We start from the raw sequence: 15,851 nt of genomic DNA, 5'->3' as shown, positions 1-15,851 counted from the left end.
GGGGTCACGTATGAAGGGCCCGGATGCCCTGGTGCGAGCCTCGCCGGGACGGAGCGGGGTGGTGCGGGTGGCGCGATGCGCTGATCTGTGGGGGGCGTGGTTCTTGCGTGCGGCCACGGGCGATCCCGGGTCGAGACGGTTCGGCATCTCGAACTGCGTCCGGTCGCCCAGAGAGGGATGATTGAGCGATTGACGGTGGATCGTCAATACTCGGTAACGAGAAAGTTTCCGTCCGTTGCCCGCAACTTTCGAGTGCGTCACCGCGGCCGGCCGGTCCTTCCGCCGCTCAGTGCGACCTTCGCCAGGGCGAGCGGCGCCGCGGGCGTCCGGGGTGATCCCTTGCGGAGCGTCGACCCGTGCCGCCCGAAACAAGAGGATCGGTTTGTGGTCAGATCGGCGACAGGGGTTGACCGGAGGGCTTTGCATTCCTAGCTTGTGCCGACAAGGTTCGGGAATAGCTTCGAATGTTTCGAAGCTCTCCTGCCTTCGATACGGCCGCTCCGCGGTTCATCGGCGCCACCTCACTCCGCCCCTAAGGAGGCCCCCCTGATGCGGTTTCGCCGCCCCTCCCCGGTCCCTGTGAGACGCTTACTCGCTGCTCTAGCGCCTCTGCTGCTGGTGGTCACCTTCCTCGGCGCCCAGCCCGCGAGCGCGGCGACCGTCGATCCCAACGCCTCGTATGTGCTGGTCAACCGCAACAGCGGCAAGGCCCTGGACGTATACAACATGGCGACCAGTGACGGCGCCCGCATCACCCAGTGGACCAGAAACGATCAGAGCCAGCAGCAGTGGCAGTTCGTCGACGCCGGGGGCGGCTACTACCGCATCAAGTCCCGCCACTCGGGCAAGGTGCTGGACCTCTACAACTGGTCCACCTCCAACGGCGGCTCGGTCGTCCAGTGGACCGACCTGAACGCCACCAACCAGCAGTGGCGGCTGGCCGACAGCTCGGACGGCTACGTCCGGCTCATCTCACGCCACAGCAACAAGGCGCTCGAAGTGCAGGGCTCCTCCACCGCGGACAACGCCAACGTCGTCCAGTACGACGACTGGGGCGGCACCAACCAGCAGTGGCAGCTCGTCAAGGTCGGCGCCGGCACCCCCGGCCAGTGTGACCTTCCGTCGTCGTACCGCTGGTCGTCCACGGGCGCGCTGGCCCAGCCCAAGTCCGGGTGGGCCTCGCTCAAGGACTTCACCGTCGCCCCCTACAACGGCAAGCAGCTCGTCTACGCGACGACACACGGCGCCGCGGGGACGGGCAAGGCGTGGGGCTCGATGAACTTCGGCCTGTTCACCAACTGGTCGGAGATGGCCTCGGCAAGCCAGAACACGATGTCGTCGGGCACCGTCGCACCTTCGCTCTTCTACTTCGCGCCGAAGAACATCTGGGTGCTCACCTACCAGTGGGGCGCGGCCGCCTTCAACTACCGGACGTCGACCGATCCGACCAACCCGAACGGCTGGTCAGCACCGCAGCCACTCTTCACCGGAAGCATCTCCGACTCCGGAACCGGCCCCATCGACCAGACGATCATCGGCGACGGAACGAACATGTACCTGTTCTTCGCCGGTGACAACGGCAAGATCTACCGGGCGAGCATGCCGATCGGGAACTTCCCCGGCAGCTTCGGCTCCTCGTACACGACGATCATGAGCGACACGGTGAAGAACCTCTTCGAGGCACCGCAGGTCTACAAGGTCAAGGACCGCAACCAGTACCTGATGATCGTCGAGGCCCGGGGGGCGACCGAGCAGCGCTACTTCCGCTCGTTCACCGCGACCAGCCTGAACGGCTCCTGGACACCCCAGGCCGCGACCGAGAGCAACCCCTTCGCCGGCAAGGCCAACAGTGGCGCCACCTGGACCAACGACATCAGCCATGGCGAACTGCTCCGCACCAGCGCGGATCAGACCATGACCGTCGATCCCTGCAATCTGCAGTTGCTCTACCAGGGGCGCAACCCCAACTCCGGCGGCGACTACGGCCTCTTGCCCTACCGTCCGGGTCTGCTGACACTGCAACGCTGACGGCGTGAGACGAGTCCGGCTCCGATAGGGAGCCGGCAGGGGCGGGCTCGGCGGAAGGCCGAGCCCGCCCCGGTCACGCGACGATGTCAGGTCGTGCGACGGTCGGGCGCGGCTGTCGGTAGGGCCGTACCGCGCGGCGCGCTATGGCGAAGCGGTGGGTCTCGGAGGGGCCGTCGTAGATCCGGAACGGCCGGACCTCCCTGAAGAGGCGGGCCAGCGGGGCGTCGGCGGCCGAGATGCCGAGCGCTCCGCAGATCTGTACCGCCCGGTCCACGACCCGGTTCACCGCCTCCGCGACGAAGGTCTTGGACACCGAGGTGAGCTGAGAGGCGGCGGTGGAGCCGGTGTCGAGCGCCCAGGCGGTGCGCAGGATCAGGGCGCGGCTCGCCTCGATGTCGATCTCGGAGTCGGCCAGCATCTGCTGGACCATGCCGAGGTCTCCCAGCGCGGAGCCGAACGCCATCCGGCTGCCGGCCCGTTCCAGTGCGACGTCCTGGGCGCGGCGGGCGGCTCCCAGCCAGCGCATGCAGTGGGTCGTCCGTGCGGGGCCGAGCCGGACCTGGGCGCCTTCGAAGCCGTGATCCACCGCGCCGAGCACCTGGTCCTCCCCCACCACGCAGTCCTCGAAGAGGATCTCGCTGTGCCCGGCGAAGAGCGACTCGTCCAGGGTCTCGATGGACCGGACCAGACGCATGCCGGGGGTGTCCGCGTCGACCAGGAACATGGTGGCGCCGCCCGGGTCGCCCGGGCCGCCGGAGGTCCGGGCCATGACGATGGCGAAGTCGGCACCCTGGGCGCCGGTGATGAACCATTTGCGCCCGTCGATGCGCCAGCCGCCGGGGACCCTGGTCGCGGTGGTCCGCAGGGCGCGGGGATCGGCGCCGGCGCCCGGGGCCGGTTCGGTCATGGCGAAGCAGGAGCGGGTCTCGCCCGCGGCGAGCGGAGCCAGGTACCTCTGCTTCTGCTCCTCGGTGGCCACCTTCTCCAGCAGGTGCATGTTGCCCTCGTCCGGGGCCGCGCAGTTCAGCGCCAGCGGTCCGAGCAGCGAGTAGCCCGCCGCTTCGAACACCACCGCCTGGCCGCGCAGGTCGAGCCCGTGTCCGCCCCAGCGCCTCGGTACGTGCGGGGCGAACACCCCCGCCTCCCGAGCGGCTTTCTGGAGAGTTTCCCGTAGCGCCTCGGGGGCGTCGTGCACGGACCCGCCGCACTCGCGCTCGGCCGGGATGACGACCTCGCGGACGAACTCGGTGGTGGACGCGGCGAGTTGCGCGACAGACGGATCGATATCGAACTGGATGGGCACATGGCCTCCCGCCGCCGGGCGTACGGGCATCGATGCCCGCCGCGTTCTAGAAACTGTATAGCGTCTTCAGTATCTTGCCGGGAAGCACCCGGCGACGGGAAGACGGCAGGAGAAGCGTGATGAGCGTCCTCGCAGGTACTGAGCCGGTCAGGATCGTCCGGCACGCCGACGGAGTCGTGGAGCTGAGGCTGGACGATCCCGGCCGGGGAAACGCCCTGGATCTGGGGACGGCCGAGGCGCTGCGGGACACAGCCGTCGAAGTGGCCGCGGACCCGGGCGGCGCGGTTCTGCTGCGGTCGACGGGCGTCAGCTTCTGCGTGGGCGGTGACCTGCGCGCCTTCGCCGGCCGCGGTGCGCGGACCGGCAGCTACGTGCACGCCGTGGCGAGCGCCGCGCACGCCGCGATACAGGCCCTGTACGAACTTCCGGTGCCGCTGGTGACGGCGGTGCGCGGCGCGGCCGCAGGAGGGGGCATCGGCCTCGCCCTGGTGGGTGACATCGTCGTGGCGGCCCGGTCGGCGCGGTTCCGGCTGGCGTACACGGCGATCGGCCTCACGCCGGACTGCGGGGCCTCGTGGTTCCTGCCACGCCTGCTGGGCCCCCGCAGGGCGGCGGACCTGATCCTCACCAATCGCGTCCTGACCGGCGACGAAGCCGAACGCTGGGGCCTGGTCTCCCGGTCGGTGGACGACGGGGAGCTGGACGACGCGACGCGTCGGATCGCGGCCGATCTGGCCGCCGGCGCCGGGGACGCGCTGCGGGCCTCGAAGGGTCTGCTGCGCGTCGGCGCCGGGGAGGAGCTGCGCCTGCGTCTGGCCGAGGAGGCGCGGCTGATCGCCGTCCTGGCCGACGGCCGTCAGGCGCAGGACCGCATGGCGTCGTTCCTCGCCGCGGGGAGCCGTCCGAAGGCGGATGACGGCCGGGCGGGAGCCAGGCAGACGGAAAGTGTTTCTTGAGTCCCTCTTCACTAACATGCCCGCCGGGGCGTAACCTCCGGGCAACACAGAACCGAGGAACCGGTCACCACAGAACCGGGGAAATGGTGTGGCGATGCAATCTGCTGCCGTGGACCTTCCGGACGCATTCGACGAGACCCTCACCGAAGGTGTCCTCGACCTCGTTCTGCGCGGTATGTGGCGTGGCCGACCGGAGTCCGAGCACCGCCCCCTGGTCGACGCCGGGCTGGCGATGGTGAAGGGACCGGTGGTGCTGCCGACCGAGCGCGCCAAGACCGCCGCCGCACGGATCCTGCGGGTGCCCCCGGGCTCCGAGCAGGAGGACCGGATCACCGCGGCGTACAAGGCGTTCCTGCCGGTCAACCGCAAGATCCGTGACGTGTGCACAGCGTGGCAGTGCCGCCCTGACGGTTCGGTCAACGACCACTCCGACGATGTCTACGACGCCGGGGTGCGCGAGTCGCTGGAAGACGTGCACGAGGCGATTCAGCCCGTGCTGCGCAGGCTTGAGCGGTGCCTGACGGGCAGCGGACGGTACCTGACGGCTCTGGAGGAGGCCCTCGACCGCTTCGACGACGGCGCGCAGCAGTGGCTGGCCTCGCCGCTGTGCGACTCGTACCACACCGTGTGGATGCGGCTGCACCAGGAGCTGCTGCTCGTCCTGGGCATCAGCAGGGCCGAGGACGAGGCACTCGAAGAGGAGCTGGTCACCGGGAGCGGGGGGTGAGCGTCACCGACCGCGAGGCGGGGCCGCTCGCACAGTCCCGGGGGTCCGTCGCGCCGTCCGGGACGGCCGGCCGGCTCCTGGTGCCCTACGGTCAGGGACGCACCCGGGGCCTCGAAGCCGACGAACTGGGCGCGCACGGGGCGGCGATGGACCGCCTGGTGGCCCTGGGTCTGCCGGTCGTGCCGGGCCTCACCGTGCCCGCCGGCGCCGCCGGGTCGCTGTGCGATCCCGACACCGCCCGAGCCGCCGTCGACCTGGTCGAACAGCTTTCGGGCCGGCGCATCGAGGACACGTCCCGGCCGCTGCTGCTGCGCCTGTCGGCGAGCGCGCCGACCGAGATCGCCGGACTGCCGCCCGACCTGGCCTGTCTCGGCGTCGCTCCTGCCCGTGCCGACGACCTGTGCGCCCTCATCGGGCGTGCGGACGCGCTGTACGAGGTGTGGGCCGGCACCGTGCGCATGATCGCCGAGTACGCCCTCGCCGTGCCCGGCGCTCTGCTCGACGACGCGCTCCTGGACACGCCGACGCCCCGGGCACGGGTGGATGTGCTGCTGTCGCTGGTGGCGGAACACGGGTCCGTCCCGTTCCCCGACGAGCCGGCGGGGCAGCTCGCGCTGGCCGCCCGTGCCCTCCTCGCCCGGTGGGACTCACCGCGTGCGAGAAGATCCCGCCGAGCCCAGCGGCTCCCCGCCGACCTGGGCGTCGCCCTGCATGTCCAGGCCCTGCGCATCGGGCCGGCCGACCATTCCGGCTACGGCACGGCGACCAGCCGCGACCCCGAGACCGGGCGTCTCGCCCCGCAGGGCTCGTTCTTCCGCGGGGTGCGTCGCAGCGCCCCGCCCCCGGACACCGGAGAGCCACTGGACCGGCTCGCGGGTGGCACCGCGCTCCTTGAGCACTCCCTGCTCACCCTGGAGCGGCATCTGCGCGCGCCGGTGTCGGTCGACTTCGAGGTGCGCGACGACGAGATCTCCCTGCTCGCCGCCTCCCCGCAGCTCCGCCCGCCGCTGCGGGCCTCGGTGTGCCTCGCCACGGACCTGGCCCGTGACGGGGCACTCGGCCGTGAGCAGGCCGTCCGGCGGATCACTCCCGCACAGGTGCAGGAACTGCTGCACCCGCAACTACGCCTGACCGGTGGGGAGGAGCTCCTGGCGAGGGGTCTGCCCGCGTCCCCGGGGGCGGCGACCGGAGCTGTCGTGCTGTCCAGTGAACGTGCCCTCGAACTGGCCGCGCACGGCACGCGGGTCGTGCTCGTGGCCGGTGAGACGACCCCGGCGGACGTCCCCGGGATGCTGGTCTCCGCCGGCGTGCTGACCGGCAGTGGCGGTATCGCCTCGCATGCCGCCGTCGTGGCTCGGGGCGCCGGCACACCGGCGGTGTGCGGCGCGGAGGGGCTGCGCGTGGACCTCGCCACCGGGACGGTCCGCATCGGGGAGCGGCTGCTGCGTGAGGGCGACCCGATCTCGCTGGACGGCCGTAGCGGCGCCGTGTACGCGGGGACGCTGCGCGTCAGTGTGGCCGGACCGCCACCCGAACTGTCCACCTTGCTGCAGTGGGCGGACGGCGTGCGCCGGCTGGGCGTGCGGGTCAACGCCGACACGGCCGCCGAGGTGGACACGGCCCTGGCCCTGGGCGCGGAGGGTGTGGGGCTGTGCCGTACGGAGCACCAGTTCCTCGGCGAGCGGCTGCCGCTGATCCGGCGCGTCCTCCTGGCCGCCGACCCGGCCGCCCGCGACGAGGCGCTGTCGGCGCTGGAGCGTGCCCAGCACGAGGACTTCCGCGCGCTGCTGGCCGCGGTCGGGAACCGTCCGGTGACCGTGCGCCTGCTGGATGCCCCGCTGCACGAGTTCCTGCCCGCCCCCGGGCAGGCCCTGGACGCGGACGAGGAGCGGCGGGCCGCCGCGCTGCGCGAGGCGAACCCGATGCTCGGGCTGCGCGGTGTGCGGCTGGCCCTGCTGCACGAGAGGCTCTACCCGGCTCAGGCCGAGGCCCTCTTCGCCGCCTGGGCGGATGTCGCCGCCACCGGGGTCCGGCCGGAGCTGGAGGTGATGATCCCGCTCGTCAGCCTGCCGGAGGAACTGGCGTCCGCCGCCGCGTACGTGCGGGGCGCCGCCGACACGGTCGCCGCCCGCACCGGGGTGCGGGTCCCGTACCGGCTCGGCACGATGATCGAGACCCCGCGGGCCGCACTCCTCGCCGGTGAACTCACCGGGCACGCCGAGTTCTTCTCCTTCGGGACCAACGACCTCACGCAGCTGACCTACGGGTTCTCCCGGGACGACGTCGAACGGCAGGTGCTCGTCACGTACCAGGAACGCGGGCTCCTGACCGCCAGCCCGTTCGCACAACTCGACCCGCACGGGGTGGGGGCCCTGATCCGCCTCGCCGCCGAGCGGGCACGGGACGTGCGGCCCGGCATCAAGCTGGGCGTGTGCGGTGAGCACGGCGGGGATCCGGAGTCGATCGCGTTCTGCGACGACCTCGGCCTCGACTACGTCTCCTGTTCCGCGCACCGCGTGCCGGTGGCCCGGATGGCGGCCGCGCACAGTGCCCTGGGCCGCCGGGGGGACGCGGAACGGCGCGACGAGAGCGGGAGCACACGATGACGAGCACCATGACCGGGGCGGCGGCCCTGTCGGAGACAGAGCTGGCGGACCTGCGCGAGACCGTTCGGTCGGTGTGCGCGGATGCCGGAGGCACCGCCGCCGTACGCCGGCTGTCCGAGGATGCGCCCGGCATCGACGCCGGGTTGTGGGACACCCTCGGCCGGCAGGTCGGCCTCGCGGCGCTCGGCCTGCCGGAGGCGGTGGGAGGCATCGGCGGCCTTGCCGAGATCGCCGCGGTCTGCGAGGAGTTGGGCAGGACACTCGCACCGGTGCCGCTGCTCTCCTCCACCGTGCTGGCCGGGCAGGTGCTGGCCGGCTGCGGTACCGCCGACGAGGCGTCGGCGGCGCTGGCCGAGGGCACCGTGCACGCGCTGGCGGTGGCCGCGCCCGACGGGGCGTGGCGGGCGGATGCCGTGCCGGTGGCCGTCCGTTGGCGCGGCGGCGTCCCGCTGCTGGAGGGGACCGCGCCGTTCGTCCTCGACGGCGCCGACGCCGAGGCGCTGGTGGTGGCCGCGGCCGGGCCCGACGGTGTGGACGTGTTCCTGGCCGACCCCCGTGAGCCGGGAGTCACGGTGCGCCGGGTGCCCACTCTGGACCTCAGCCGGGGTCAGGCGGTGGTCACCTTCTCCGCGGCGCGGGCACGGCCGCTGACCGTCGGCGGCGAAGGGGCGGACATTGTCTCCCGCGCCCTGGACGTGGCCCTGGTGGCTCTGGCCGCCGAGCAACTGGGCGGAGCACAGGCCGCCTTGGACATGACGGTGACGCACGTGCGCGAACGGACCCAGTTCGGCAGGGCCGTCGGCGGCTTCCAGGCCGTCAAGCACGCCTGCGCCGACATGCTGCTCCAGGTCGAGGCCGCCCGGTCGGCGGTGGTCCGCGCGGTCCGGGCGGACGGATCGCCGCAGGCGCTGGCCGAAGCTGCGGCGGTGGCCCAGGCGTGGTGCGGCGAGGCGTTCGTCTCCGTCACCGCCGAGTGCGTGCAGTTCCACGGCGGAATGGGCTTCACCTGGGAGCACGACGCGCACCTGTACTTCCGGCGCGCCCAGTCGGACGCGGTCCTGCTGGGCGGCGCCGCACACCATCGGGAACGGCTTGCCGGACTGCTGGGCTGGTGACGTGGAAGGCGGGCGCATGAGGACCACCAGACTCATCGACGAGAACCTGTTCGACAGCGTGGATCCGGCGCGGCTCGTGGGAGCGCACTGCGGCCGGTGCGGCACGGTCGTCTTCCCCCGGCAGACCTCCTGCCCCCGGTGTCCGGCCGGAAGCATGTCCGCGCACGTGCTGCCGGTGCGGGGCCGGATCTGGTCGTGGACGCTCCAGGCGTTCCCACCGAAGCCGCCGTACCGGCCGCCGACCGGGGGCTACCAGCCGTACCACGTCGGCTATGTGGACCTCGGTGCGGTGCTGGTCGAGACGCGGCTGGCGGTGCCCCGCACGGAGATCCGGATCGGGCTGCCGGTCCGGCTCATCACGGTCCCGGCGTTTCACGACGAGGACGGAACCGAGGTACTGACCTTCGCCTTCCGACCCGACGGGCAGGCCGCGCGGTGAGCCGCGCGAAGGAGGTCTACGTGGTCGGATGCGGCATGCGTCCCTTCGGCCGCGACGAGAGCGTCACCGCAATGGACATGGCCGAGCACGCGGTGCGCGAGGCGCTGGCCGACGCGGGCGTCGTCTGGGAGGACATCGGCTACGCGGCCGGCGGCTCCGACGTGTCCGGCAAGCCCGACACGTTGGTGGGCCGTCTGGGCCTGACCGGCGTGCCGTTCGTCAACGTGCAGAACGGCTGCGCGACCGGCGCCTCCACGGTGCTCTCGGTGGCCAACGCGCTCCGGGCGGGCGAGGCCTCCCTGGGACTGGCGGTCGGGTTCGACAAGCACGAGCGGGGGGCGTTCCATGTCTCCGCGGCGCGCTACGGGCTGGGCGAGTGGTACGCCGAGACCGGGATGATGCTGACGACACAGTTCTTCGCGCTGAAGACCCAGCGGTACCTGTACGAGTACGGGATCTCGGAGCGGGCACTGGCGACGGTCGCCGCGCGAGCCTTCCGCAACGGCTCGCACCACCCCCTGGCCTGGCGGCGGAAGCCGCTGACGGAGCGGGAGATCCTGGACTCCGCCGAGGTCAGTCCCCCGCTCACCCAGTACATGTTCTGTTCGCCCGGGCAGGGCGCGGCGGCGCTGGTCCTCGCACTCGGCGACCGGGCGTTCGATCTGTGCGAGCGGCCGGTCAGACTGGCGTCGCTGGCGTTTCGGACCCGGCGCTTCGGTTCGTTCGAGGTGTTCTCGCCCTGGCTGCCGCCGGGGCCGCACCACAGCCCCAGCGTCGACGCCGCGCGGGCGGCCTTCCGCACGGCGGGGGTGCGGCCGACGGACGTCCAGGTCGCCCAGTTGCAGGACACCGACAGCGGATCGGAGCTGATCCACCTGGCGGAGACCGGGCTGTGCGGCCACGGTGAACAGGAGGAACTGCTGGCCGCCGGGGCCACGGAGCCCACAGGCCGGATTCCGGTCAACACCGACGGCGGCTGTCTGGCGGGCGGGGAGCCCGTCGGCGCGTCGGGGCTGCGGCAGTTCCACGAGGTCGTGCGGCAGTTGCAGGGCAGGGCGCCCGGTGTGCAGGTGCCGGGCGGGCCCCGGGTGGGCTTCACCCATGTGTACGGGGCGCCCGGTATCAGCGCGTGCTCGGTCCTGACGGTGTGAGGGTGCGGGTTCCTGCGGGGTGAGGTGCGCGGGTCCTGACCGCCGCCTCAGACGCGTGCCACGGCCGGCTTCGTGGGGGTCTGCTCGGCGGCGACGATGCGCAGGGCCAGCGACCTGACCGCCTCCAGTACGGCCCGGGAGGGCAGCTGGGACAGGGGGCCTCCCTCCGCCCGCAGGGCGGTGACGAGCATGGTCGTGCTGATCAGCGTGCGGACGGCGAGCGCCTGCGCGGCGTGCCGCGCCTTCGCCGTTCTGGGGTTGCGTGTGGTGCCCTCGGGCAGATAGTCGTAGCCGCGCTGGATGTGACGCTGTTCGAACTCGTCCCGCAGCGCCTTGACGTTGCCGCTCGCGGAGGCGACCTGGACCTGGTACAGGCGGGCCTCGTCCGGATTCTGCTCCACCCATTCCCACACGGCGTCGATGACACGGAGCAGGCTCTCCGCGTCACCCGGTTCGGTCGCCGGCCGGGCCGCCTCCACGACCTCGTTCAGCTGGTCGAAGACGCGGCGCATGGCGAGTTCGAGCAGCTCGTCCTTGCCGTCGAAGTGGTAGTAGACGGCTGTGGGCACCACCTGGGCCTCGTCGGCGATGTCCTGGATGCTGGTCTCGGCGAAGCCGTTGCGGCCGAACACCCGCACGGCGGCGCCGATGATGTGCTGCCGCCGCGAGGGCCGGTGGGCGGGCTGCTTGGCGTTCTTCGTGGTGGCCATCATGCTCCCTGCCGACTGCCGTGGCCCCCGCGTCCTCGGGCCCTGGGTACTGATGATTCTATCCAGTAACTCCGGCCGTCCCACCCACGTAATTCCAGTAACCTGCGTGCCTCCTGAAGACCCAGGTGACGGCATACTTGACACCATGACGACATCCGGAACCCGCGCCGCCCATCGCCCGTCGCGCAAGCAGTGGGTGATCGAGGCGGCCACGGAGTTGTTCGCCACCCAGCCGCCGGACGAGGTGACGGTGGCCGACATCGCCGCTCGCGCCGAGATGACCTCGGCGGCGGTGTACTACCACTTCTCCTCCAAGGACCAGGTCCTGTCGGAAGCCATGCGGGGGTTCGCGTCCGGGCTGCGCGAGCAGTTGGAGGCGCTCACGGCGGCCTACGAGCCCGGCTCGGACGTGGGGGCGGCGGTCACCACGCTGCTGGCCTGGCTGGGCGAGCACCGCTCCGCCGCCACCGTGTTCTTCGTGTCGTCGGCGGGCATGAGCCAGGAAGCGGAGGCGCTGCGCCAGGAGAGCCGTACGGAGTTGCTGAACGAGCTGGTGCGCCTGATCCGCAAGGCCCGTGAGTCCGTCTCCGACGCCGAGGCGGCGGTGATCGGCCTGGGCCTGCTGGCGCTGCTGGAGACCGCGGCGATCTCGCAGGTCCGGGGCGACGACGTCTACCGGTCGCTGGGGCACCGCTACTTCGTCCGCGAGGTCGGCGCTCTCGCGGACCGGATCGCCGACCCGGGGGCATAGGCCGCGGCCTCTCGGCCTCGGATCACACCAGCAGGCGCAGGGGCCTGCGCAGCAACTCACCGACCGTGCGCAGGTACTCGGCGGCGGGTGCACCGTCGACGGCACGGTGGTCGAAGGTCAGGCTCAGGGTGAGCACCCGTGTCCGCAGGGGCCGGTCGTCCGCCCACTCGACGCCGTCCCTGAGCCGGCCCACCCCGAGGATCGCGACATTGCCGGGGTTGATCACGGGGGTGAAGAAGTCGACGCCGTATCCGCCGAGCGAGGTGACGGTGAAGGTGGCTCCGTCCAGCTGTGCGGGGGAGATCCGGCCCTCGCGCGCGGCCTGGGCCAGGGATCTCGACCGGCGGGCGATCTCGGGCAGCGGCAGCGCCACCGCGTCCTCGATCACGGGGACCATCAGACCGCCCGGGACGGCCACGGCAAAGCCCAGGTGGATGCTTTCGAGCAGATGGACGCCGTCCTCCCGCACCGTCGCGTTGAGCAGCGGGTGCTCGCGCAGGGCGAGGGCGGCGGCCTTCAGCAGGAAGTCGTTGAGGCTGGGCACCGGGGGTTCGCTGTCGGTCCACTCCTGCTTGAGCTGGTCCCGCAGGGACACCACGGCGTCCATCCGCACCTCGTAGCCGTGCGTCAGCTGTGCCATCTCCTGGAGGCTGGCGTGCATCCTGCGGGCGATGGTGCCGCGCATTCCGGTGAGCGGGAGGACGTCGCCGGGGCGGGGAGCCTCGTCCCGGCGGCGGGGCGGCGGGGCGGCGGCGTCGAGGTCGGCCCGGCGGACCCGGCCGCCGGGCCCGGTGCCGCTGACGGCGCAGAGGTCGATGCCCCGCTCCTTCGCCAGCTTGCGGACCAGCGGCGAGGAGGGGATGCCGTTCGCCGGGGCCGGGGCGGCGAGGTCGTCGGCGGGGCGCGCGGCGAGGAGGTCCTCCACGTCCTCGGACACGATCCGGCCACCCGGCCCGGTGCCGCGTACGGCGGTGAGGTCGACGCCGGCGGCCGCGGCGACCCGCCGGGCGTTCGGCGAGACCGGCAGCCGGTCACGTAGACCGGCACCGTCGGCGGAGGGTGCCACGGCGGCGGGACCGGCGGCGGAACCGGCCACGGCGGCCGGCTCCAGGCCGGTCCCGGACCCGGCGGGCATCGGCGCACCCGCCGGGTCCGGTGGCTGCTCGCCCTCGGCCAGCAGCCAGCCGATGAGGGCCCCGGCCGGGACGGTGGCGCCCGCCGGGACCACCGGGTGGAACAGTCCCCCGGCTTCCGCCTCGACGTCCACGTCGACCTTGTCGGTGGCCAGCCGCAGCAGCGCCTCGCCCTCCGCGACGGCCGCGCCGGCGGGCACCAGCCATTCGTCGATCGTGCCTTCCTGCATGGTCAGGCCGATCTTCGGGAGCAGAACCTCGACCGCCACGTCGGTCACGACCTTTCGAGGAGGCGCCGGCAGCCCTGGGCGATGCGGGCGCGATCGGGCACGTACGCCTTCTCCAGGACCGGAGAGAAGGGCACCGGGGAGAAGGGGGCTCCGATGCGCAGGACCGGCGCGTCCAGGTGGTCGAAGACCGCGTCCTGGATCTGGGCTGCGATCTCCGCGCCGAGGCCGCCGAAGGTGACGGCCTCATGGACCACCAGGACGCGGTTGGTGCGGCGGACGGAGGCGAACATCGTCTCGGTGTCCAGCGGTTGCACGGTGCGGGGGTCGATCACTTCGATCTCCACGCCCTCGGTGGCGAGTTCGTCGGCGGCCGCGAGCGCCTCGCCCACCATGCGACCGAGAGCGATCACGGTGACGTCGGAGCCCTGGCGCGCGGTGTGCGCCCGGCCCAGCGGAATGCCGTAGATCTCCTCGGGCACCTCGCTCGTACTGCCGAGCAGGACCTTGTTGAGCATGACGACGACCGGGTTGTCGTCCCGGATGGCCGAGACCGTGAGGCCCTTGGCGGTGTACGCGTCGCACGGCATCACCACCTTGAGTCCGGGCACGTGGGCGAGCCAGGCCTCCAGGCTCTGGCTGTGCTGGGCGGCGGCGCCGAGGCCCGCGCCGGAGGCGGTGGTGATGGTCAGCGGCACGGACACCGAGCCGCCGAACATGTACTTCATCTTGGCCGCCTGGTTGACGATCTGGTCGAGGCAGACACCGATGAAGTCCATGAACATCAGGTCGACGACGGGGCGCAGCCCCCGGGCGGCGGCTCCCACACCGAGGCCGACCAGGGCGGCTTCGGAGATGGGGGTGTCGATCATGCGGCGGGGGCCGAACTCGTCGAGCAGGTTGTCGAACATGCGGAAGACTCCGCCGTATCCGGCCACGTCCTCGCCGGCGACGAAGACGTTGTCGTCCTCTCGCATGGCCTGTGCGAGACCTTCGTTGAAGGCCTTGACGTAGGTGAGTTTCCGCGTGGCGAGGGCCGGTGCTTCGGTGGTGGTCATGGCGGTCATCCCGAGTAGACGTTGAGCAGCAGGTCGGCGGGGTCGGGCAGCGGGCTCGCCTCGGCGTACGCGATGGCCTCGGCGATCTCCTCACGCGTACGCCGCCGTACGTCGTCCAGCTCCGCCCGCGTCGCGGTGCCGTCGGCGACGGCCCGGGCCTCGATGAGGTCGATGGGGTCGCGGGCCTTCCACTCGGCGACCTCCTCGTCCGAGCGGTAGGGATGACGCAGGCCCTTGACGCCCTGGTGGTCGAAGTAGCGGTAGGTCTTGGCCTCGATCATCATCGGGCCCTCGCCGGCCCGGGCCCGTGCGACGGCCTCGGTCGCGGCGCGGTGCACGGCGACCGCGTCCATGCCGTCGACGATCACGCTGGGGATGCCGTAGGCGGCGGCCCGGTCGGCGACGTCGGTGAGGAGCATGTGCCCGGACTGGGGGGTGAACTCCGCGTACCCGTTGTTCTCGCAGACGAAGACCACGGGCAGGCCGAGGATCGCGGCCATGTTGGCGCCCTCGTGGAAGGCGCCGATGTTGGTGGCTCCGTCGCCGAAGAAGGTGACGGCGACGCTGTCCTCGCCCTTGTACCGGGCGGCGAAGGCGGCGCCCACGGCGATCGGGACGCCTGCGCCGACGATGCCGTTGGCGCCGAGCATGCCCCGGGCGAGGTCGTTGATGTGCATGCTCCCGCCGCGGCCGAGGCACGCGCCGGTGACCCGGCCGTACAGCTCGGCGTACATCTCGCGGAATCCGACGCCCTTGGCCACGGCGTGCCCGTGGCCCCGGTGGGTGGAGGTGATCTGGTCGTCGTCGCGCAGGGCCGCCATCACGCCGGCAGCCACGGCCTCCTGGCCGACATACAGGTGCAGGAAACCGGGCAGCTTGCCCGCTTCCATGAGCTTTCCCGCCTCGGTCTCGAAGAGCCGGATGCGCACCATGCGTTCATGCAGATCCCTGATCACCTGCGCGCTGACCTGCGTGGATTTCTTCGATGCCGTTGATGCTCGTTGAGCCATCGTCCGCCCCTTCGCCCGAGGGAGGTTGCCAAGCAATCGGACTTACTTGTGCCGGTCTACAGTAACCAGCACGGGGCACCTTACTGAACACCTTCTCTAATTACTATGGTCCTGCCCCGCGATGTCGGCCCGCTCGTCCACGACCTCCACGACGTTGCCCTCCGGATCCGCCCAGAAGCTGATCCGCCGGCCCCGCGCCCGGACGACGACGGGGTCCGACAGCGGCCTGGCACCCGCGGCCGGCAGCGCCGCCACCACGGCGTCGATGTCGTCGAGATGGAAGGTCAGGTACGACAGCCCCAGGCGCCCGGCCGGCAGCGTCTCCGCGCGGGCCGAGACCGGCACCGACCGGGGAAGGACCAACTTGACGCACCCCCCGGAGGGCACCCGCAGCCAGACGACCGTCAGCTCGCCGCCCAGCCCGGCCGGGACCCCGACGGACTCCGGCACACGGGTGCGGCGCTCGGCGCGACAGCCGAACACCTCGCCGTAGAAGCGCTCCATCAGCTCCAGGTCCCGCACCACCACACCCACCTCGAACGGCAGGGTCATGACCATCGCACCCACCCCCACGGGCCACCGAGCGGCCACTTCGCCACTTTCTATTGACAGAGCACACTAAGTCCTGTTGTCGTTT

Annotated in this window: 14 protein-coding genes; 8 read left to right on the top strand and 6 right to left on the bottom strand. The window is 71.8% G+C overall.

Annotated features, from left to right (window positions below; translation table 11 throughout):
* Positions 1–549: 549 nt before the first annotated feature.
* A complete protein-coding gene (locus tag GWK25_RS18440; protein ID WP_215451522.1) occupies positions 550–2,028 on the top strand; it encodes a non-reducing end alpha-L-arabinofuranosidase family hydrolase in 1,479 nt (492 codons plus the stop codon).
* Between the two features lie 73 nt (positions 2,029–2,101).
* On the opposite strand, the gene GWK25_RS18435 is transcribed toward GWK25_RS18440, so the two are convergent.
* On the bottom strand, positions 2,102–3,331 hold the full coding sequence (locus GWK25_RS18435; protein WP_215451520.1) for an acyl-CoA dehydrogenase family protein: 1,230 nt from the start codon (positions 3,329–3,331) through the stop codon (positions 2,102–2,104).
* A 119-nt stretch (positions 3,332–3,450) separates the two neighbouring features.
* Here GWK25_RS18435 and GWK25_RS18430 point away from each other — a divergent pair, with 119 nt between their 5' ends.
* From GWK25_RS18430 to GWK25_RS18405, 6 genes are all read left to right on the top strand, one after another.
* On the top strand, positions 3,451–4,287 hold the full coding sequence (locus tag GWK25_RS18430; protein ID WP_215451517.1) for an enoyl-CoA hydratase/isomerase family protein: 837 nt from the start codon (positions 3,451–3,453) through the stop codon (positions 4,285–4,287).
* Positions 4,288–4,396: 109 nt separating this feature from the next.
* Positions 4,397–5,014 carry a hypothetical protein gene (locus tag GWK25_RS18425; protein WP_215451514.1) on the top strand — a complete coding sequence of 206 codons (618 nt, stop codon included), beginning with the start codon at positions 4,397–4,399 and terminating at the stop codon, positions 5,012–5,014.
* Positions 5,011–7,620 (top strand): putative PEP-binding protein, encoded by a 2,610-nt coding sequence (locus GWK25_RS44295; RefSeq protein ID WP_215451512.1) that lies wholly within the window; start codon positions 5,011–5,013, stop codon positions 7,618–7,620. Before GWK25_RS18425 ends, GWK25_RS44295 begins: the two co-directional genes overlap by 4 nt.
* A complete protein-coding gene (locus GWK25_RS18415; protein ID WP_215451510.1) occupies positions 7,617–8,735 on the top strand; it encodes an acyl-CoA dehydrogenase family protein in 1,119 nt (372 codons plus the stop codon). Before GWK25_RS44295 ends, GWK25_RS18415 begins: the two co-directional genes overlap by 4 nt.
* A gap of 16 nt (positions 8,736–8,751) precedes the next feature.
* The gene (locus GWK25_RS18410; protein ID WP_215451506.1) at positions 8,752–9,174 is read left to right on the top strand and encodes a Zn-ribbon domain-containing OB-fold protein; all 423 of its coding nucleotides are present in this window, start codon (positions 8,752–8,754) and stop codon (positions 9,172–9,174) included.
* Positions 9,171–10,325 carry a thiolase family protein gene (locus tag GWK25_RS18405; RefSeq protein ID WP_215451503.1) on the top strand — a complete coding sequence of 385 codons (1,155 nt, stop codon included), beginning with the start codon at positions 9,171–9,173 and terminating at the stop codon, positions 10,323–10,325. Before GWK25_RS18410 ends, GWK25_RS18405 begins: the two co-directional genes overlap by 4 nt.
* Positions 10,326–10,372: 47 nt before the next feature.
* Here the strand turns inward: GWK25_RS18405 and GWK25_RS18400 are convergent, their stop codons facing one another.
* Positions 10,373–11,035: a TetR/AcrR family transcriptional regulator gene (locus GWK25_RS18400; RefSeq protein WP_251828907.1), complete on the bottom strand. Its 663-nt coding sequence runs from the start codon at positions 11,033–11,035 to the stop codon at positions 10,373–10,375.
* Between the two features lie 145 nt (positions 11,036–11,180).
* On the opposite strand from GWK25_RS18400, the gene GWK25_RS18395 reads away from it, so the two are divergent.
* The gene (locus GWK25_RS18395; RefSeq protein WP_215451499.1) at positions 11,181–11,786 is read left to right on the top strand and encodes a TetR/AcrR family transcriptional regulator; all 606 of its coding nucleotides are present in this window, start codon (positions 11,181–11,183) and stop codon (positions 11,784–11,786) included.
* A 22-nt stretch (positions 11,787–11,808) separates the two neighbouring features.
* On the opposite strand, the gene GWK25_RS18390 is transcribed toward GWK25_RS18395, so the two are convergent.
* The 4 genes from GWK25_RS18390 to GWK25_RS18375 all read right to left on the bottom strand — a co-directional run bounded on the left by GWK25_RS18390 (position 11,809) and on the right by GWK25_RS18375 (position 15,766).
* Positions 11,809–13,188 (bottom strand): 2-oxo acid dehydrogenase subunit E2, encoded by a 1,380-nt coding sequence (locus tag GWK25_RS18390; protein ID WP_215451498.1) that lies wholly within the window; start codon positions 13,186–13,188, stop codon positions 11,809–11,811.
* A gap of 5 nt (positions 13,189–13,193) precedes the next feature.
* Positions 13,194–14,204, bottom strand: coding sequence for an alpha-ketoacid dehydrogenase subunit beta (locus GWK25_RS18385; RefSeq protein ID WP_215451497.1), 1,011 nt, complete (start codon positions 14,202–14,204; stop codon positions 13,194–13,196).
* A 5-nt stretch (positions 14,205–14,209) separates the two neighbouring features.
* Positions 14,210–15,214, bottom strand: a complete 1,005-nt coding sequence (locus GWK25_RS18380) for a thiamine pyrophosphate-dependent dehydrogenase E1 component subunit alpha (protein ID WP_251828906.1) — start codon at positions 15,212–15,214, stop codon at positions 14,210–14,212.
* A 96-nt stretch (positions 15,215–15,310) separates the two neighbouring features.
* Positions 15,311–15,766 carry a VOC family protein gene (locus GWK25_RS18375; RefSeq protein ID WP_251828905.1) on the bottom strand — a complete coding sequence of 152 codons (456 nt, stop codon included), beginning with the start codon at positions 15,764–15,766 and terminating at the stop codon, positions 15,311–15,313.
* Positions 15,767–15,851 lie beyond the last annotated feature (85 nt).

The organism is Streptomyces sp. ATCC 21386 (genome assembly GCF_018728545.1).
Taxonomy (GTDB): domain Bacteria; phylum Actinomycetota; class Actinomycetes; order Streptomycetales; family Streptomycetaceae; genus Streptomyces.
The sequence above is the reverse complement of the archived record's forward strand: the minus strand, read 5'-3'. Positions and strand labels throughout refer to the sequence as shown.